Source organism: Streptomyces sp. BE20 (genome assembly GCF_036322525.1).
Taxonomy (GTDB): Bacteria; Actinomycetota; Actinomycetes; order Streptomycetales; family Streptomycetaceae; genus Kitasatospora.
Genome location: NZ_JAQYWW010001203.1, coordinates 22,857 through 38,591 on the forward strand (window position 1 = coordinate 22,857; position 15,735 = coordinate 38,591).

Here is a 15,735-nt window from a genome sequence, read left to right on the forward strand (position 1 = left end):
CTTGTCCCCTCGATCGGATCGGACACCGGGCTCCGACGCATCGTCAGGCGCCGGGAATGGACGGGCCGTAGGAGCCGGTGCCCGCCCGCAGGACGGACCCCGGATCGGCCGGGACGGGCGGGGCGGACGGGCCGCCCAGCACGTGGGCGATCAGGTCGCCGATGATCCGCACGCCGTCGCGGGTGAGCACCGACTCGGCGTGGAACTGCACCGAGGCGAAGTGCGGGCCGCGCAGCGCGTGCACCTCCCCGGTGGCGGCGTCCCGGGCGACCCGGACGGCGCCGCCGGGCACGGTGAACGCCCCCTCCGGCCCCGTTCCCCCGGTCCAGGAGGCGGCGAAGGTGTTGTAGAAGCCGACCCGCTCACCGGCGCCGAAGAGGTCGATCTCCCGCTGGACGCCCTGGTTGGGCGTCTCCCGGCGGACCAGCGGCAGCCCGAGTTCCGCGCAGAGCACCTGGTGGCTCAGGCAGACCGCCAGGAACGGCCGCCGCTCGGCGAGGAACTCCTTCACCCGGGAGCGGAGATGGGCGATCTTCGGGTGGGCGGTGTCCCGCGGGTCGCCGGGCCCGGGGCCCAGCACCACCAGGTCGACCCCGTCCGGCGCGTACGGCCGGTCGAACCGCCGGACGTCGACGTCGAGGCCGAGCGCCCGCAACTGGTGGTCGATCATCGCGGTGAAGGTGTCCTCGGCGTCCACCACCAGCACCCGGCGGCCGGCCAGCTCGGCGCGGGCGAAGGACCGCTCGACGGAGCGCTCGAAGGACCCCTCGCCGTCGTCGGCGAGCCAGAACCCGGCCAGCGTGCGGTTACGCCCGGCCAGCGCCTGCCGGACCCTCGGATGCGCGCCGAACCGGCCCCGGCCGCCGTCCTCCAGCGCGGCGAGCAGCCCGGCCGCCTTGGCCCTGGTCTCGGCCACCTCGGAGTCCGGGTCGGAGTGGCGGACCAGTGTCGCGCCGACGCCGATCCGCAGCCGGCCGGCCGCGTCGATGTCGGCGGTGCGGATCAGGATGCCCGAGTCCAGTGCCCGCGCGCCCTCCGCGTCACGGCCGATCAGGGCGACCACTCCGCTGTAGTAACCCCGGCCCCCCGGTTCGTACTTGGCGATCACCCGGGCGGCGGACTCCAGCGGGCTCCCGGTCACCGTCGGCGCGAACAGCGTCTCGCGCAGCACCTCGCGCGGGTCCCGGTCGGTCCGGCCCTCGATGAAGTACTCGGTGTGCGCGAGCCGGGCCATCTCCTTCAGGTACGGGCCGACCACCCGGCCGCCCGTCGTGCAGATCCGGGCCATCATCTTGAGCTCCTCGTCGACCACCATGAAGAGCTCCTCGGCCTCCTTGCGGTCGGCCAGGAAGTCCATCAGGCCGTCGAGGTCGGGGCCCCGCTCCGGGTACCGGTAGGTGCCGCTGATCGGGTTCATCACCGCCCGCCCGCCGTGCACGCTGATGTGTCGCTCGGGGGTGGCGCCGACCAGCGTCCGCTCCCCGGTGTGCACCGCGAAGGTCCAGTAGGCTCCGGTCTCCCGCTGGAGCAGGCGGCGGAACAGGGTGAGTGCGGCGGCCGGGGTGTAGCCGGTGATCTCGGCGACGAACGAGCGCTTGACCACGAAGTTGGCGCCCGTCCCCTCGCCGATCTCCTCGCCGATCACCCGGCGGACGGTCTCCGCGTACTCCTCGTCGTCGGCGTCGAAACGACCGCCGGCCAGCGTGATCGGCACGTCGGGGAGGCGGGCGAACAGTTCGGCGAGCGGCAGGACGGCCTGCTCGGTGACGGTCAGCGCGAGCAGTGGGGTGCCGTCGTCGGGCGCCTCGAAGCCGCGCTCGGCGATCTGCCGGTAGGGGACCAGCGCCAGCACTTCGTGGCGCTTCCCCGCAGTCTCCGCAGCCCCGGCCCCGGCCGGTCCGGCGCGGTGGGCGGGGTCGGCGGGCAGCGGGAGGTCCGCCAGGGTGGCCGGTTCGGAGACCTCGCCGACCAGCAGGTCGACCAGGCCCGGCCCGGTCGCCTCCGGGCGGTGCAGCAGCGCGAAGGCCGGCGGGTGCCCGGCCAGCACCCGGTCCAGCAGCTCGCTCATCGGGTCACCGCCCCGGCCGTCGACGGGTCCGGGCTCGACGGGTCCACGGAGGCCCGGTCCGCGGATGACGGGCCACCGGTCACCGCGTCCCCGGTCACCGCGTCCGCGGTCAGCACCACGGCGCAGCGCCGGGCCGCGTACTCCAGGGCCATCCGGTGGTCCTCGGCCGTGAAGTCGGCCACCGCGTCGGCCACCAGGAAGGTCTGGATGTCGTTGGTGAACGCCTCGACGGCCGTCATCAGCACCCCGACGTGCGCGTACACGCCGCAGAGCACCAGCTGGTCCCGGCCGGCGGCCCGCAGCCGCGCCAGCAGGTCGTTGTTGAAGAAGGCGCTGTACCGCCACTTGGTGACCAGCCAGTCGGCCGGTCCCGGGGCGAGCCGGTCGACGATCTCCCGGTCCGCGGGGGCGGCCTGCATCCCCGGGCCCCAGAAGTCGGCCAGCAGGCCGCGCTGTTCGGGGGTCATGCCGCCCGGCTGCGCGGTGTAGGCCACCGGCACGTCGTGCCCGCGGGCCCAGTCCCGGAGCCGGACGGCGTTGGCGAGCAGCGGGCCGTCCTCGCCGAACGGCGCGAGGAAGTAGCGCTGCATGTCGTGCACGAGCAGGACCGCGCGGTCCGGATCGAGCGTCCAGCCGGCCGTGTTGGCGGGCAGGTCGGCCGCGGTGGGCAGCGGGTAGGGGGCGATCGCCGGGAGGCCCGGCCGCCGCGCCGGAGTGGGGAGGCCATTACGCACCGAGCCCGGCACCCCCGTCCACCGTGAGGTCGTGCAGGGTGATGTGGCCGGCCTCGTCGGAGAGCAGGAAGACGACGGCGTGCGCGACGTCCTCCGGCTCGGCGAGCTTGCCGAGCGGGATGCCGACCCGGTACGCGTCCGGCCGGCCCTCCAGGGTGCCGGCACGGCCGCTGTCGTCGTGCCACATGGAGCTGAGCATCGGGGTGTCGGTGGAGCCCGGCGCCACCAGGTTGCAGCGGATGCCGTACCGGGCGACCTCCAGGCCGAGGCTCTTGGTGAAGAGGGTCGCCGCGGCCTTGGAGGCCGCGTAGGCGGCCATCTCGCTGCGCGGGGTGGTGGCGGCGTTGGAGGCCACCGTGACGATCGCGCCGCTCCGGCGCGGGATCATCCGGTTGACCACGGCGCGGGAGACCCGGAAGACGCCGTCGGCGTTGACCGAGAAGGTGCTGTGCCAGTCCTCGTCGGTGAAGTCGCGGACCTCGCCGAGCCGGAGCACACCGGCGGTGTTGACCAGGTAGTCGAGCGGGCCGAGCCGCCGTTCGGCCGTGTCGACGGCCTCCTCGACGGAGGCGCTGTCGGTGACGTCGGCGGGGATCGCCACGACGGTGAGGCCCTCGGCGGTCAGTTTGCCGGCCAGCTCGGCGAGTCGACCGGCGTCCCGGTCGACGGCGGCGACGAGGACGCCGCGAGCGGCCAGGGCCCGGGCCACGGCGGCGCCGATGCCGCCGGCCGCGCCGGTGATGAGTGCCACCTTGTTCTGCATGTGCCAGACCTCCCTGGGGTCGGCCCGGGGGTGCGGGCCGGCAGTGTGGGTTGGGGGTTGTGCACGGTCGGACGGGACGGACCCGGGTCGGGTCCGCACCGGATCGGGTGGTGCGGGACAGCTGCTGCGGAACAGCTGCGGGACAGGTCGTTCGGGACAGGTCGTTCGGGACAGGTGGTGCCGGACAGTGGTGCGGGGCGTGCGGGGCGGGCCGGACGGAACGGGGCGGGGCCCGTTGCCGTGCCCGGGTCAGGCCCGCCAGGCGGACACCACGGCGATGGCCTGGCCGGGGTTGAGCCGCGGATCGCAGAAGCTCGTGTACTTGTCACCGACCCGGCCGAGCCCGGTCTCGTCGTCGGCGCATTCGGTGACGTCGTCGGGCGTGGTTTCCAGGTGCAGGCCCCCGGCGGTGCCGCCCCCGGCACGGACCGCCTGCTGGAAGGACTCGACCTCGCGGACGACGGTCTCCACCAGACGGGTCTTGAGGCCGTCGGGCCGGCTGAAGGTGTTGCCGTGCATCGGGTCGGTCAGCCAGACCACCGGGTGGCCGGCGGCCCGCACGGCCCGGACCAGCCCGGGGAGGACCCCGGCGACGCGGTCGGCGCCCAGCCGGGCGATCAGGGTGAGCCGGCCGGGTTCGCGGCCGGGGTCGAGCAGGGCGCAGAGCCGGAGCAGCTCGTCCGGGGTCGTGGTCGGGCCGACCTTGCAGCCGACCGGGTTGACCACCCGGGCGAGCAGCGCGACGTGGGCGCCGTCGGGCTGGCGCGTGCGTTCGCCGATCCACGGGAAGTGCGTGGAGGCGAGCAGCGGCCGGCCCTCGTCGTCGCGGCGGAGCAGCGGCAGTTCGTAGTCGAGCAGCAGCGCCTCGTGGCTGGTCCACACCGGAGGGCAGGCCGCGGAGGGTTCGCCGGGGGCGAGCCGGCCGAGGTGGACCATGGTCTGCCGGGCGGCGTCGTAGCCGGTCAGCAGGCGGCGCGGGTCCGGGGTGCGCTGGGCCGGGTCGGGCTCCGGGCCGTTGACCATGTGGCCCCGGTAGACGGGTAGTTCGACGCCGTCGCAGCGTTCGGTGGGGTGCGAGCGGGGCTTGGCGAACTGGCCCGCGATCCGGCCGATCCGGACCACCGGACGGGGGGTGGTGATCTTCAGGAGGCCGGCCAGCGCGTCCAGCAGGCCGGCCTTGCGGGCGACGTCCCCCGCGGTGCACTCCTGGGGGTCCTCGGCGCAGTCCCCGGCCTGGAGCACCTGTGCACGGCCCTCGGCGACCTGGCCGAGCAGGGCGCGCAGCCGGTGCACGTCGGCGGCCGCCACGAGGGCGGGCCTTCCGGCCAACTCCTTTTTGACAGAATCGAGTTCGACGGAATTCGGCCAGTCCGGCTGCTGTCTTGCGGGGCGGCCGGCGAGCTGGCCCACGAGCAGGTTGTCCACTGACATCTCCATCACGGGTTGGGGGCCGGCCTGCGGCAGGCGACTGCGGCAGGCCCTCGGCCCTAGGGCGTGTCGAGGCCCCGGACCACACCGGCGACCCGGACCAGGCGCCGGGCCTGGTACTCGACCGCGGCGATGTTCTCCTCGTGGACCTGTCCGGGCACGTTCCGGGAGACCGCGCTGGCGCCGTAGGGGTTGCCGTTGTTGGGCCGGAACAGCACCGGGTCGGTGGATCCGGTGGCCAGGATCAGCGAGCCCCAGTGGCAGAACGCGTTGTGCAGCGCGAGGATCGTGGTCTCGTGGCCGCCGCGCGGCGCCGAGCCCGAGGTGAACGCCGAGACGGCCTTGTCGGCCAGCCCGCCCGGGATCGACAGCGGCGCGGTGGAGTCGATGAACCGCAGGACCGGCGCGGCCGGCAGGCCGAACCGCACCGGGCTCCCGATCAGGATGCCGTCCGCCCACGCCAGGTCCGCGAGGTCGACCACGGGGACGTCCGCGGTGCGTTCCCGCAGCTCCCGCGCGGCGTCCTCGGTCCCGGGCACGTAGGTGTCGTCGGGCAGGTCCGCGATCCGGCGCAGCCGCACCTCGGCACCGGCCTTCTCGGCGGCGGAGGCCGCCGCCTCGGCCAGCCTGGCGACATTTCCGGTCGACGAGTAATAGACGACGGCAATGGTGGTCATGACGGCGAACTCCTCAGGGACGGGGACGCGTTCAGCTGATCCTTGACGGTGGACAGCAGGTCGGCCAACGGAGTTACCGGCACTTCGTCAGGTGGCGTCGCACTCCGTCGAATACTCATCAGATGTCCCGTTCGACCCGACCTGACATTGACCGGAGCAGTCACTTTTCCGGGCACGAATTGCTCCCTATCCTCGGTGCCCGGCACCGTTTTCGGGCCGCCGCAGAGCCGAGGAGCAGTGATCCCGCAGTGAAGAAACCGCCGGCCGCCCCACCCCGTCGACGAGACCTGCGGCCGCTGATCGCCGAAGGCGTCTCCCCCTGGCTGGACGGGATCCACCGCGGCCTGGCCACCTCGGGCCTGCTCGGCCGGCTGATCGACGAGACCGGGCTGCGCGGCGCCACCACCAACCCCGCGCTGCTGGCCGGACGACTGCGCCGGGACCCGGTCTACGGCGAGCAGTTGGCCCGGCTGGCCGGGCACGACGTGTCCCCGGAGGGCTCGGTGTGGGCCGCGTCGGTGCAGGACCTGCGGCTGGTCTGCGACCAGTTCCTGGACGTCTTCCGCACCGCCCACGGTCATGACGGCCTGGTCTCGGCGGACCTCGACCCGAGGCTGGCGCACGATCCGGCGGCGACCACCGCCGAGGCCGTCGAGCTGGCCCGCGCGGTGGACCGGCCCAATCTGCTGGTGAAGATCCCGGCCACCCCCGAGGGCCTGGGCGCGATCCGCGACTGCGTCGGTCTCGGCCTCGGCGTGCACGCGACCGGGCTGTTCTCGGTGCACCGCTACGGGCAGGTGGTGGACGCCTACTTCGACGGGCTGGAGCAGGCGCTGGCGGCCGGCCGGCCGCTGGCGGCGATCGCCTCGGTGGCCTCGCTGCCGGTCGGCCGGGTCGACCTGGAGATCGACCGCAGGCTGACCGCGATCGGCACCCAGGACGCCCTCGCCCTGCGCGGCCTGACCGCCCAGGCGGCGGCCCGACTGATGTACCGGGCGTACGAGGAGCGGCTCGGCGACGGCCGCTGGCGCACCCTGCGCGCCTCCGGCGCCCGGCCGCAGCGCCTGCTGTGGACCGACGCCGCGCTGGCCGGTGCCGCCGCCGCGCAGGCCCGGTACGTGGCCGGCCTGGTCTCCTGGGGCACCGCGCACGCGATGACCCGCCCGGTGCTGGACGAGGCCGTCCGCAAGCTCCGCCTCGACGGCGACACCCTGATGGGCCGGCACGAGGCGGCCCAGGCGGTGCTCGACCGGCTGGGACGGCTCGGTATCGACTACTGCGCGGTGGTGCGACGGCTGGAGGAGGAGAGCGTCCCGCGGCTGGTCGACCACTGGCTCCGCCTGCACGCCTCGGCCGCCACCCGGCTGGCCCGCCCGGCCGACCTGCCGGGAGACAGCGAACCTGCCCGACTCCGTGGCAGTTGAGGATCTTTGACGAACCATCACCTTGGCGGCGCCGGGAGCGCCCGAACCCGCACCGGTGGCCCGGCGACCGGCCCGGACCTGTGCTTGACGGGAACATCCGCCCCCGCATACCTTCCGATTTGCAGGCCGTCACGCACTCCTTCTGCTCAGGAGGGCCTGGGGGGAGGGAAGGTCATGACGCGACGGTCGGCCGACTCAATCGCGTTCAACGTCCTGGAGTTGCTGGCCAGCGAGGCGCCCGCCGCCCAGCTGGCGGAGCTGGTCGAGCAGGCCCGGAAGAGTTGTGAGTCGCCCCGTGAACGGGAGGCGCTGGGCCGGATCGAACAGCTCGGCCTCTCCATACGCACACAGTCACAGCGCCGCCGCCGGCGCGAGGCCGGGCTGGCCGCGCTCGCCGACACCGCCCGCGACCTGGCGCTTCCGTACGACCTGGACGGCCTGCTGGCGGTGATCACACGCCGGGCCCGGCTGCTGCTGGGCGCCGACGTGGCCTGCCTGACCACCACCGACGAGGAGCACGGACAGGTCAGGATCCGCACCACCGACGGCCCGACCGGGGCGCTCGCGGTCGGCCTGCCCCTGCCCGACGGCTTCGGCCTGGGCGCCGGTGTCCTGGCCGACCCGGCGCCCTTCTGGACCCCGGACTACCTGCTCGACGAGCGGATCCGGCACAGCCCCGCGATCGACGAGACGATCCGCGCCGAGGGCCTGCACGCCGTGATGGCCGTCCCGCTCGGCCACCGCACCCACCCGTTCGGTGTGCTGTACGTCGCCGAGCGCACGGTCCGCCGCTTCACCGCCGACGAGATCTCCCTCATGGCCGCACTCGGCGACCTCGCCGGGGTGGCGGTCGAGAAGGCCCGGCTGCTGGAGGAGGCCGCCCGCCCGGCCCCCGTCCCGGAACCGGACCGCACCGCCGGCGAACTCGCCGCGGTGCACCGCGCCCTGGTCGACCTCGCGCTCTCGGGCGGCGACCCGCACGCCCTGGTCCGCGACGCCGGGCGCCGTCTGGACCTCGGCCTGCGGGTGTACGCCACCGACGGCACGGTGGTCGCCTCGTTCGGCGACCTGCCCGAGCTGGACGAGCCCACCGTGGTCGCCGCCGCACTGGACACCCACGCCGCCGGCCGGCCGGTCCGGCTCGCCGGTCCGCTCTGGGCCGCCCCGGTCTGCGCCGGCTCGACCGACCTGGGCACCCTGCTCGCCCGGCCCGCCGACGGACGGGCCGACCTGGCCGCGGAGTCCTGCCAGGGCCTGGCGCAGGCGGTGGCGGTCGCACTGCTGCTGGAGAGCGGCCGGGCGGCCGGGCACACCGGCCCGGCCGGCCAGGTCCGGGACGAGCTCCTCGACGAGCTGCTGGCCAGCCCGCAGCGACCGCCGCAGCAACTCGCGCTGCGCGCGCGCCGCCTGGGCATCGACCTCTCCACCGCGCACGTCCTGGTGGTCGCCCGGCCCGAGGGCGAGGCCCAGGGCAAGGCCGCCACCTGGGCCAACCTGTACGCCCACCGGATGAGCGGGCTGAAACGCGTCCACAACGGCCGGGCCGTCCTGCTGCTGCCGGGCAGCGACCCGGGGACGGCCGCGCGCGCCGTCTCCGACGAGCTCACCCCGTTGCTCGGCATCCCGGTGACGGTCAGCGCGGCCGGTCCGGTCTCCGATCCGACCTCGGTGTTCCACGGCTACCAGGAGGCGCTGCGCTGCCTGGACGCGATGACCTCGCTCGGCGCAGTCGGCCGCGCCGCCTCTGTGCGTGAACTCGGCTTCGTGGGCGTACTGTTGGCAGACAACCATGACATCGAAGGATTCATCGAGTCCGCCGTCGGGCCGGTCCTCGACTACGACCGGCAGCGGCTCACCGAGCTGACCCGCACACTCCAGGCGTACTTCGAGACCGGCAACAGCCCGACCCACGCCGCGCAGCAGCTGCACGTCCACCCCAACACGGTGGCCCGGCGGCTGGACCGGATCGGCGAACTGCTCGGCCCGGACTGGCAGAAGCCCGAGCGGGCCTTCGAGATCCAGCTGGCGCTCAAGCTCTGCCGGGTGCGGCGCGTCCTGCTGGACCGCGCGGCCCGCAAGGACCGCCCCGGACCGCCGTCCTGACGCTCCGCGCGCCCGGACGGCCCCGACCCCGTCCACCCGAGGCTCCGTCACGCCCGCCGGTCGTCCCCCCGGGCCAGCACCGCCACCGCGTGGGCCGCCGAGGCCAGGGTGATGTGCCGGTGCCATCCGCTGAACGACCGCCCCGCGAAGTCCCGCACCCCGACCCGGTCGGCGGTCCGGGCGAAGTCCCGGCCCACCCGGTCGGTCAGCCGGGCCAGCCGGACCAGCGCCGCGGTCGGCAGGTCCACCAGATCGGTCAGCCAGAGCTCGGCCGGCCAGCGCCGCCCGGCCGCGCCCACCCCGAGCAGCAGCAGTTCCCCGCCGCCCCGCCGGTCCCGCCCGCCCGACCGGGCACCGCGCCCGGGCAGCCGGACCGGGACCGTGGCCACCAGACCGTTGCGCAGCCCGCCGGCCGGACCCGACCAGACCACCGGCCGGCGCAGCTCCCGGGCCGCCGACATCAACCGGTGGGCGGGGCCCGGGCCGGCCGGGAGGCCGGTCAGCACCGGCCCCACCGGCAGCAGCGGGAACGAGCCGCCGACCCGGACCAGCATCGGCAGCCGCTCGGCCCGCAGCCGGCGCACCATCCGCATCCCGTCCGCGTCCCGGGCGTCCGCCACCACCGGGCGGACGGGCAGGCCCCAGCGGGCCGGCAGGCCGATCACCGCCTCCAGCGCGCAGTCGCCGAGGGTCTCCGCGTCCACCTCGTCCGGGATCAGCGCCTGGCTGCGCCGCGGCTCGTTGTCCAGCCAGGCCTGCGGCAGGTGCAGGCGCCAGTTGAGCGGGCCGCTGAAGCTGTCCGAGGCGGCCCATACCCCCACTGCCTGCTGGGCGTTGAGGACCTGGCCGAGCGCCGGGATGAACCGGCGGTCCACGCCCACCGAGTGGTCACCGGCCTTCGGGATCACCATCGGCCGCAGCACGTACGCCTGCGGCGGGGCGATCCGGGCCAGGTGCTGGGCCAGCGCCTGACGGACCGGTCCCCAGTCCCAGGTGGAGCTGGTGATGAAGTGGTGCAGGCTCTGTTCGGCGGCCTGGCCGCCGACGACGGTGGCGATGTTCCGGATCGACTTGCGCCCGCGCGCGCCGAGCAGGCCGCGGAGGTACTGGGCGCCCTTCTGCCGCTGGTCGCTGCGGGGCAGGGAGGCGAACAGCACGGCGCACAGCTCCCGGAGCAGGACGTCGTGCGAGGCGTCGAGGCCCGGCAGCTCCCGCACCGCCGGAGCGCCGCGGGCCGCGGTACCGCGGGCCGGTACCCCCTGTACCGGAACGCCGTGGGCCGGAAGGCTGTGCAGTGGAACGCCGTGCAGTGGAACGCTGTGCAGTGGAACGCTGTGGGCTGGGGCGCCCACGGCGCCCAGGGCGAGACCGCTCATTGATCCCCCTCGAATGCGCGGATGGCTGCGCCGTCCTCACGCTAGGCGCCGCGCTCCCTCCCGCTAAGGTGCGCTGCCCACCCGTCCGGCGCTCTCGGTGGTGGCCCGGCCACCGGGGTCCGTCCCGCCGGTGAGGCGGGAGCGGAATCCGGCGCGCCGGACCGGCACCGGCCGGGTGCGCCCGCGAGGGCGCCACCCGGCCGGACGGGGTCAGGCGGTGAAGTCCGACGCGTGGTCCCGGGCCCAGTCGGCGAAGGTCCGGGCGGGTCGGCCGGTGAGCTTCTCCACCGTGTCGGACAGCTCGGTGGGGACGCCGTCGGAGCCGGCCCAGTAGCCGACGACCGCGTCCATCACCCAGACCGGCACGATCGGGGAGAGCGCCTCGCGCGCCTCGGCGTCGGTCAGCTCCTCGAACTCCAGCGGCCGGCCGAGCACCTCGGCAAGGGTCGCCAGCTGCTCCCGCTGGGTGACCGACGCCGGACCGCTGAGGAAGTGGGCCTGGTTCTCGTGGCCGGGCTGGGTCAGCGCGACCACGGCGACCGCGGCGATGTCCTTCTCGTGGATCGCGTCGCTGTGCGACTCGGGGTACGGGAAGCGGATCCGCCCCTCGGCCCGGATCGACTCCGGCCACCCCCACATCAGGATGTTGGTGGCGAAGTTGTGCGGCCGCAGGAAGGTGTGGGGGATGCCCGAGGCGACCACGGCCGCCTCGACCGTCCGGTGCATCTCGACGATCGGCCGCTGCACCGGGAAGGCGTCCACCACGGTCTGCGAGGAGAGCACCACGACGTGCCGGACGCCGGCCTCCTTCGCCGCCGCGAGGAATCCCTCGGTGCCCTGCGGCACCGCGTAGAGGAAGACCTTCTCGACGCCGGCCAGCGCCGGTCCGTAGGTCTCCGGGTCGGTCAGGTCGAGCACGGCGGTCTCGGCCGTGGTGGTCGACGCCAGCTTCTCCGGGGTCCGGGCACCGGCCCGGACGTCGGCGCCGGCGGCCAGCAGCTGCGCCAGCACCTCGGCGCCGACCTGGCCGGTCGCCCCGGTGACGAGGATCTTGCCCATGGGAACGGCTCGCTTTCTTGACGGACTGACGAACGGACGAACGGACGGTCTGACGGGTCGACGGACGGGCGACGGGCGGCCTGTCAGTCGTTCCGGACGGCGGGTCGGGTGCGGCGCGGGGAGGAGAAGCGCCGGGTGATCGGGGCCTCGACCAGCCGGTACAGCACCCAGGAGACCAGGACGGTCGCCGCGATGGCGAAGAGGAGCAGGCCGACACCCTCCACGGTGGAGTACATCCGGGTGCCGAGCAGGTCGCGCAGCTCGGTCAGCACGATGAAGTGCAACAGGTAGAAGGCGAAGGAGATCTCCCCCAGCCAGGTCATCGCCCGGTTGCGGAAGATCGTGAACCGCCCCTCGTTGTCGGCGATCGCGGCGGCCGCGATGAGCAGCGCGATCGGGACGACCAGGACGGCCCGCTGCGCGTACAGGTAGGGCACGTAGTGGGTGGCGACGTAGCCGGCCACCAGCAGCAGGCCGGACCAGACCATCCCGATGTTGCGCCAGCGACCGCTGCGCACCGCGTGGGCGACCAGCATGCCGAGCGCGAAGTCCAGCATCCGCACCGGCGGCAGCACGTAGCTGAACCAGTACTGCGAGACCGAGCCCTCGTACCCGCCGGGGACACCCGGGGTGTCGGGCAGCAGCAGGTAGGCGACGGCGGGGGTGGCGACGACGGCGGCGACCGCCCCGGTGATCCAGAACACCAGCCGCTCGGGGCGGATGGCCCGGAACACCCGGTGCAGGAAGGGGAACGAGAGGTAGAAGAACGCCTCGGCGCCCAGCGACCAGCTCGGCGGGTCGACGCTGAAGTAGGTGTTGAAGTCGGGTATCCAGACCTGGAGCATCAACAGGTTGACGATCGCGGTCCGGGCCGGGGTGTAGGTGCTCGCGAACAGCACCATGGCCAGCGCCCAGGCGACCACGTAGTTCGGGACGATCTTGACCAGTCTTCGCCGCCAGAACCCGGTGACCGTGTCGTCGGCGCGGGCCGACCAGGTGAGCACGAAGCCGCTGAGCACGAAGAAGAACGCGACGCCGAGACCGCCCGCCTGGTCGGCGATGTCGACGAAGCGGAACTCGGTGCTGTCGTCGGCGAAGAGCCGCAGGGTGGGGATGGGCAGGGCCGCGTGGTACGCGAAGACCGCAAGGGCGGCGGGGAAGCGCAGGCCGGTCAGCGACGGCAGACGGCTGGTGAAGGGGCGCTGCGACTGCTGTCCGCTCCCGCCGTCCGGTGTCGGTCCCGGCTGGGCGAGGAGTCGGTCGGTGGCCATGGTTCCGTCCTTGAGGGTGTCGAGCCTGTGGAGCGGACCGATGGCGCCGGTCCGACCCGAGACCCAAGTAAACTACTCGGTGCAGATGAGAGATTGCACCGATCGGTGTAGCATCTATGTCAGGTCGGGGGACACTCCGGCCCGCTCCGCCTTTCCTTCCGAGCCAGAGGAGTTGACGAACGATGCCGCGATCCGCCGCAGCCCGGCCGTCCCTCCCGGAGGATCGGCCCCATGTACGCAGCGTTCATCACCCAGCACGGACCGGCGACGGACATCCGCTACGGCGAGGTGCCCCGGCCGGTCCCCGGGCCCACCGATGTCCTGGTCGACGTGGCCGCGGTCTCGGTCAACCCGGTCGACACCTTCGTCCGCTCGGGGCTCTTCCGCACCCCGCTGCCCTTCCCCTTCGTGATCGGGCGGGACCTCGTGGGCACCGTCGCGGAGGCGGGCCCGGGAGCCCCCGGCTTCGCCCCCGGTGACCGGGTCTGGTCCAACAGCCTCGGGCACGGCGGCCGGCAGGGCCCGACGGCCGAACAGGCCGTCGTCCCCGCCGACCGGCTCTACCACCTGCCCCCGGGCGTGGACGGGCCCGGCGCCGTCGCCGTGGTCCACCCGGCCGCCACCGCCCACCTCGCGCTGTTCGCCCACGGCGGGCTCCGGGCCGGCGAAACCGTCCTGGTGGCCGGCGGGGGCGGCAACGTGGGCGGCGCCCTGGTCGTCCTGGCCGCCGAGGCCGGCGCCCGGGTGGTCGCCACCGCGAGCGCGGCCGACGCCGACCACTGCCGGGACCTCGGCGCCACCGAGGTCCTCGACTACCGCGCACCCGACCTGACCGACCGGATCCGCGCCGCCTGCCCGGGCGGCGTCGACGTCCACCTCGACACCTCCGGCACCAACGACCTCGCCACCGCCGTCGACCTGCTCGCCCCGCGCGGCCGGATCGTGCTGCTCGCCGGCGCCCGCTCACGCCCCGAACTGCCCGCTGGACAGCTGTACATGAAGGACGGCTCGATCTGCGGGTTCGTCATCTCGCACGCCCGCACCGACGAGCTCGCCGAAGCCGCCGGCACCGTCAACCGCCTGCTCGCCGCCGGCCGGCTGCGAGCGCGTGCCCTGGAGAACCTCCCGCTCGACGCCGCCGCCGAGACCCACCGGCGGCTGGAGAAGGGCGGGCTGAACGGCCGCAGGGTCGTCCTGCGACCCGACCTGTGACGCCCCGCCCACGACAGCCCCGACCACAGCCCTGTCCACAGCCGTACCCAAGACAGCTCCCCGGCACGGTCCGTGACGCCCCGTCCGCCGAGCCCCCGTCCCCGAAAGGCCGCCCCCCATGCCCCCGTCCGCCGGCGCCGACCAGGCGTCCGGGCCGCGTCATTCGGGTCTCCTCCTGGCCCTGCTGGCGTTCGCCCAGTTGATCGTCTCGGTCGACTACAACATCGTCTACGTGGCACTCCCCGAGATCGGCAGCGGCCTCGGCTTCTCCGCCCAGAACCTCCAGTGGGTGGTCAGCGCCTACGCGGTCGCCTTCGGCGGCTTCCTGCTCTTCGGCGGCCGCGCCTCCGACCTGTTCGGACGCCGCCGGATGTTCGTCCTCGGGCTGCTGCTGTACGCCGGCTCCTCGCTGATCGGCGGCCTGGCCACGACCCAGGGGCTGCTGATCGCGGCCCGCGCCCTCCAGGGGCTCGGCGGCGCCTTCCTCTTCCCCGCCACCCTCGCCCTGGTGGTCACCAGCTTCGCCGAGGGCCGCGAACGCAACCGGGCGCTCTCGGTCTGGGCCGCGGCCGGCGCCAGCGGCATGATCATCGGCTCGCTGGCCGGCGGCGTGCTGACCTCCGCCTTCGGCTGGGAGGCGGTCTTCTACGTCAACGTGCCGCTCGCCGGCGGCGCCGCCCTGCTCGCCCCCCGGCTGATCCGCGCCGACGGGCCCCGCGAGCAGGGCCGCTCCTTCGACCTGCCCGGCGCGCTGACCGCCACCACCGGCGCCACCCTGGTCGTCTTCACCCTCGTCCAGGCACCCGCCTCCGGCTGGACCTCGCCGCTGGTGCTGACCACCGCCGTCCTGGGCCTCGCCCTGGTCGCCGCGTTCCTGGCGATCGAGGCCCGCACCGCCGACCCGCTGATGCCGCTGCGGCTCTTCCGCAACCGCAACCTCTCCACCGGCGTGGTCACGACCTTCCTCTTCATGGCCTCCTTCGGCACCCTGCTGTACTTCCTGACCGTCTACTTCCAGACCGTGCACGAGTACAGCGCGCTGCGGACCGGCGTGGCCTTCCTGATCCCGATGGCCTGCGGCTTCCTCGGCTCCATGCTGGGCGGCCGGCTCGCCACCCGGTTCGGCGCCCGCACCACCCTGGTCGCGTCCTTCGTCCTCGGCGCGCTCGGCACCACCGTGATGGCGTTCGCGATGGAACCGGACGGCTCCTACGTCTCGCTGCTGCCCGGTCTGGTCGTGCTCAGCCTGTGCCAGGGCGTCATCTTCACCACGATGTTCTCCGCCTCCGCGACCGGGGTGCACCCCTACGAGCAGGGCATCGCCTCCGGCATCGTCTCCACCGGCCAGCAGGTCGGCAGCGCGGTCGGACTGGGCGTCCTGGTCGCGATCGCCAACGCCGGCACCTCCGGGCTGACCGGCGAGGCGTTCCGCACCGCCACCACGGACGGTCTGCGCACCGCCGTGCTGGTCGCCACCGGAGGGATCGTCGCCCTGATCCTGGTCGCACTCGGCTTCGAACGCGCCCCGCGGGCGGCGGCCGTCAAGGAGACCCCGGCCGAGAGCCTGGCCTGACCCCGCCCGCCCGCACCCGTACCTCCCGCCCACCCACCTGTCCCACT

Annotated in this window: 12 protein-coding genes; 4 read left to right on the forward strand and 8 right to left on the reverse strand. The window is 74.2% G+C overall.

The features are described from left to right. Positions 1 to 43: 43 nt before the first annotated feature. The 5 genes from PUR61_RS38745 to PUR61_RS38765 form a co-directional block, all read right to left on the reverse strand. The gene (locus PUR61_RS38745; protein ID WP_329884547.1) at positions 44 to 2,068 is read right to left on the reverse strand and encodes an anthranilate synthase family protein; all 2,025 of its coding nucleotides are present in this window, start codon (positions 2,066 to 2,068) and stop codon (positions 44 to 46) included. Then, a complete protein-coding gene (locus PUR61_RS38750; protein ID WP_329884549.1) occupies positions 2,065 to 2,802 on the reverse strand; it encodes an isochorismatase family protein in 738 nt (245 codons plus the stop codon). Before PUR61_RS38750 ends, PUR61_RS38745 begins: the two co-directional genes overlap by 4 nt. Further along, complete coding sequence (locus tag PUR61_RS38755; RefSeq protein WP_329884551.1) at positions 2,795 to 3,565, reverse strand: 2,3-dihydro-2,3-dihydroxybenzoate dehydrogenase; 771 nt, start codon at positions 3,563 to 3,565, stop codon at positions 2,795 to 2,797. Before PUR61_RS38755 ends, PUR61_RS38750 begins: the two co-directional genes overlap by 8 nt. 249 nt (positions 3,566 to 3,814) lie before the next feature. Beyond that, on the reverse strand, positions 3,815 to 4,990 hold the full coding sequence (locus PUR61_RS38760) for a 3-deoxy-7-phosphoheptulonate synthase (protein WP_443035324.1): 1,176 nt from the start codon (positions 4,988 to 4,990) through the stop codon (positions 3,815 to 3,817). Positions 4,991 to 5,052: 62 nt separating this feature from the next. After that, positions 5,053 to 5,670 carry a flavodoxin family protein gene (locus PUR61_RS38765; RefSeq protein WP_329884555.1) on the reverse strand — a complete coding sequence of 206 codons (618 nt, stop codon included), beginning with the start codon at positions 5,668 to 5,670 and terminating at the stop codon, positions 5,053 to 5,055. Between the two features lie 248 nt (positions 5,671 to 5,918). On the opposite strand from PUR61_RS38765, the gene PUR61_RS38770 reads away from it, so the two are divergent. Next, positions 5,919 to 7,094, forward strand: coding sequence for a transaldolase family protein (locus tag PUR61_RS38770; RefSeq protein WP_329884557.1), 1,176 nt, complete (start codon positions 5,919 to 5,921; stop codon positions 7,092 to 7,094). Positions 7,095 to 7,268: 174 nt separating this feature from the next. Further along, positions 7,269 to 9,197, forward strand: coding sequence for a helix-turn-helix domain-containing protein (locus PUR61_RS38775; protein WP_329884559.1), 1,929 nt, complete (start codon positions 7,269 to 7,271; stop codon positions 9,195 to 9,197). Between the two features lie 47 nt (positions 9,198 to 9,244). On the opposite strand, the gene PUR61_RS38780 is transcribed toward PUR61_RS38775, so the two are convergent. The 3 genes from PUR61_RS38780 to PUR61_RS38790 form a co-directional block, all read right to left on the reverse strand. Further along, positions 9,245 to 10,573 carry an IS701 family transposase gene (locus PUR61_RS38780; protein WP_329884561.1) on the reverse strand — a complete coding sequence of 443 codons (1,329 nt, stop codon included), beginning with the start codon at positions 10,571 to 10,573 and terminating at the stop codon, positions 9,245 to 9,247. A gap of 210 nt (positions 10,574 to 10,783) precedes the next feature. Beyond that, positions 10,784 to 11,632 carry an NAD(P)H-binding protein gene (locus PUR61_RS38785; RefSeq protein WP_329884562.1) on the reverse strand — a complete coding sequence of 283 codons (849 nt, stop codon included), beginning with the start codon at positions 11,630 to 11,632 and terminating at the stop codon, positions 10,784 to 10,786. Between the two features lie 83 nt (positions 11,633 to 11,715). After that, positions 11,716 to 12,903: an acyltransferase family protein gene (locus PUR61_RS38790; protein ID WP_329884563.1), complete on the reverse strand. Its 1,188-nt coding sequence runs from the start codon at positions 12,901 to 12,903 to the stop codon at positions 11,716 to 11,718. A gap of 231 nt (positions 12,904 to 13,134) precedes the next feature. On the opposite strand from PUR61_RS38790, the gene PUR61_RS38795 reads away from it, so the two are divergent. Together PUR61_RS38795 and PUR61_RS38800 are read left to right on the forward strand one after the other, a co-directional pair. Further along, on the forward strand, positions 13,135 to 14,115 hold the full coding sequence (locus tag PUR61_RS38795; protein WP_329884564.1) for an NADPH:quinone reductase: 981 nt from the start codon (positions 13,135 to 13,137) through the stop codon (positions 14,113 to 14,115). Positions 14,116 to 14,233: 118 nt separating this feature from the next. Further along, positions 14,234 to 15,688 (forward strand): MFS transporter, encoded by a 1,455-nt coding sequence (locus PUR61_RS38800; RefSeq protein ID WP_329884566.1) that lies wholly within the window; start codon positions 14,234 to 14,236, stop codon positions 15,686 to 15,688. Positions 15,689 to 15,735: the final 47 nt, after the last annotated feature.

Bases quoted from the DNA above. Each gene is read 5' to 3' on its own strand.
- PUR61_RS38800 (WP_329884566.1), top strand. From the start codon at position 14,234: ATGCCCCCGTCCGCCGGCGCCGACCAGGCGTCCGGGCCGCGTCATTCG.
- PUR61_RS38775 (WP_329884559.1), top strand. From the start codon at position 7,269: ATGACGCGACGGTCGGCCGACTCAATCGCGTTCAACGTCCTGGAGTTG.
- PUR61_RS38780 (WP_329884561.1), bottom strand. From the start codon at position 10,573: ATGAGCGGTCTCGCCCTGGGCGCCGTGGGCGCCCCAGCCCACAGCGTT.
- PUR61_RS38765 (WP_329884555.1), bottom strand. From the start codon at position 5,670: ATGACCACCATTGCCGTCGTCTATTACTCGTCGACCGGAAATGTCGCC.
- PUR61_RS38755 (WP_329884551.1), bottom strand. From the start codon at position 3,565: ATGCAGAACAAGGTGGCACTCATCACCGGCGCGGCCGGCGGCATCGGC.
- PUR61_RS38745 (WP_329884547.1), bottom strand. From the start codon at position 2,068: ATGAGCGAGCTGCTGGACCGGGTGCTGGCCGGGCACCCGCCGGCCTTC.
- PUR61_RS38790 (WP_329884563.1), bottom strand. From the start codon at position 12,903: ATGGCCACCGACCGACTCCTCGCCCAGCCGGGACCGACACCGGACGGC.
- PUR61_RS38795 (WP_329884564.1), top strand. From the start codon at position 13,135: ATGTACGCAGCGTTCATCACCCAGCACGGACCGGCGACGGACATCCGC.
- PUR61_RS38785 (WP_329884562.1), bottom strand. From the start codon at position 11,632: ATGGGCAAGATCCTCGTCACCGGGGCGACCGGCCAGGTCGGCGCCGAG.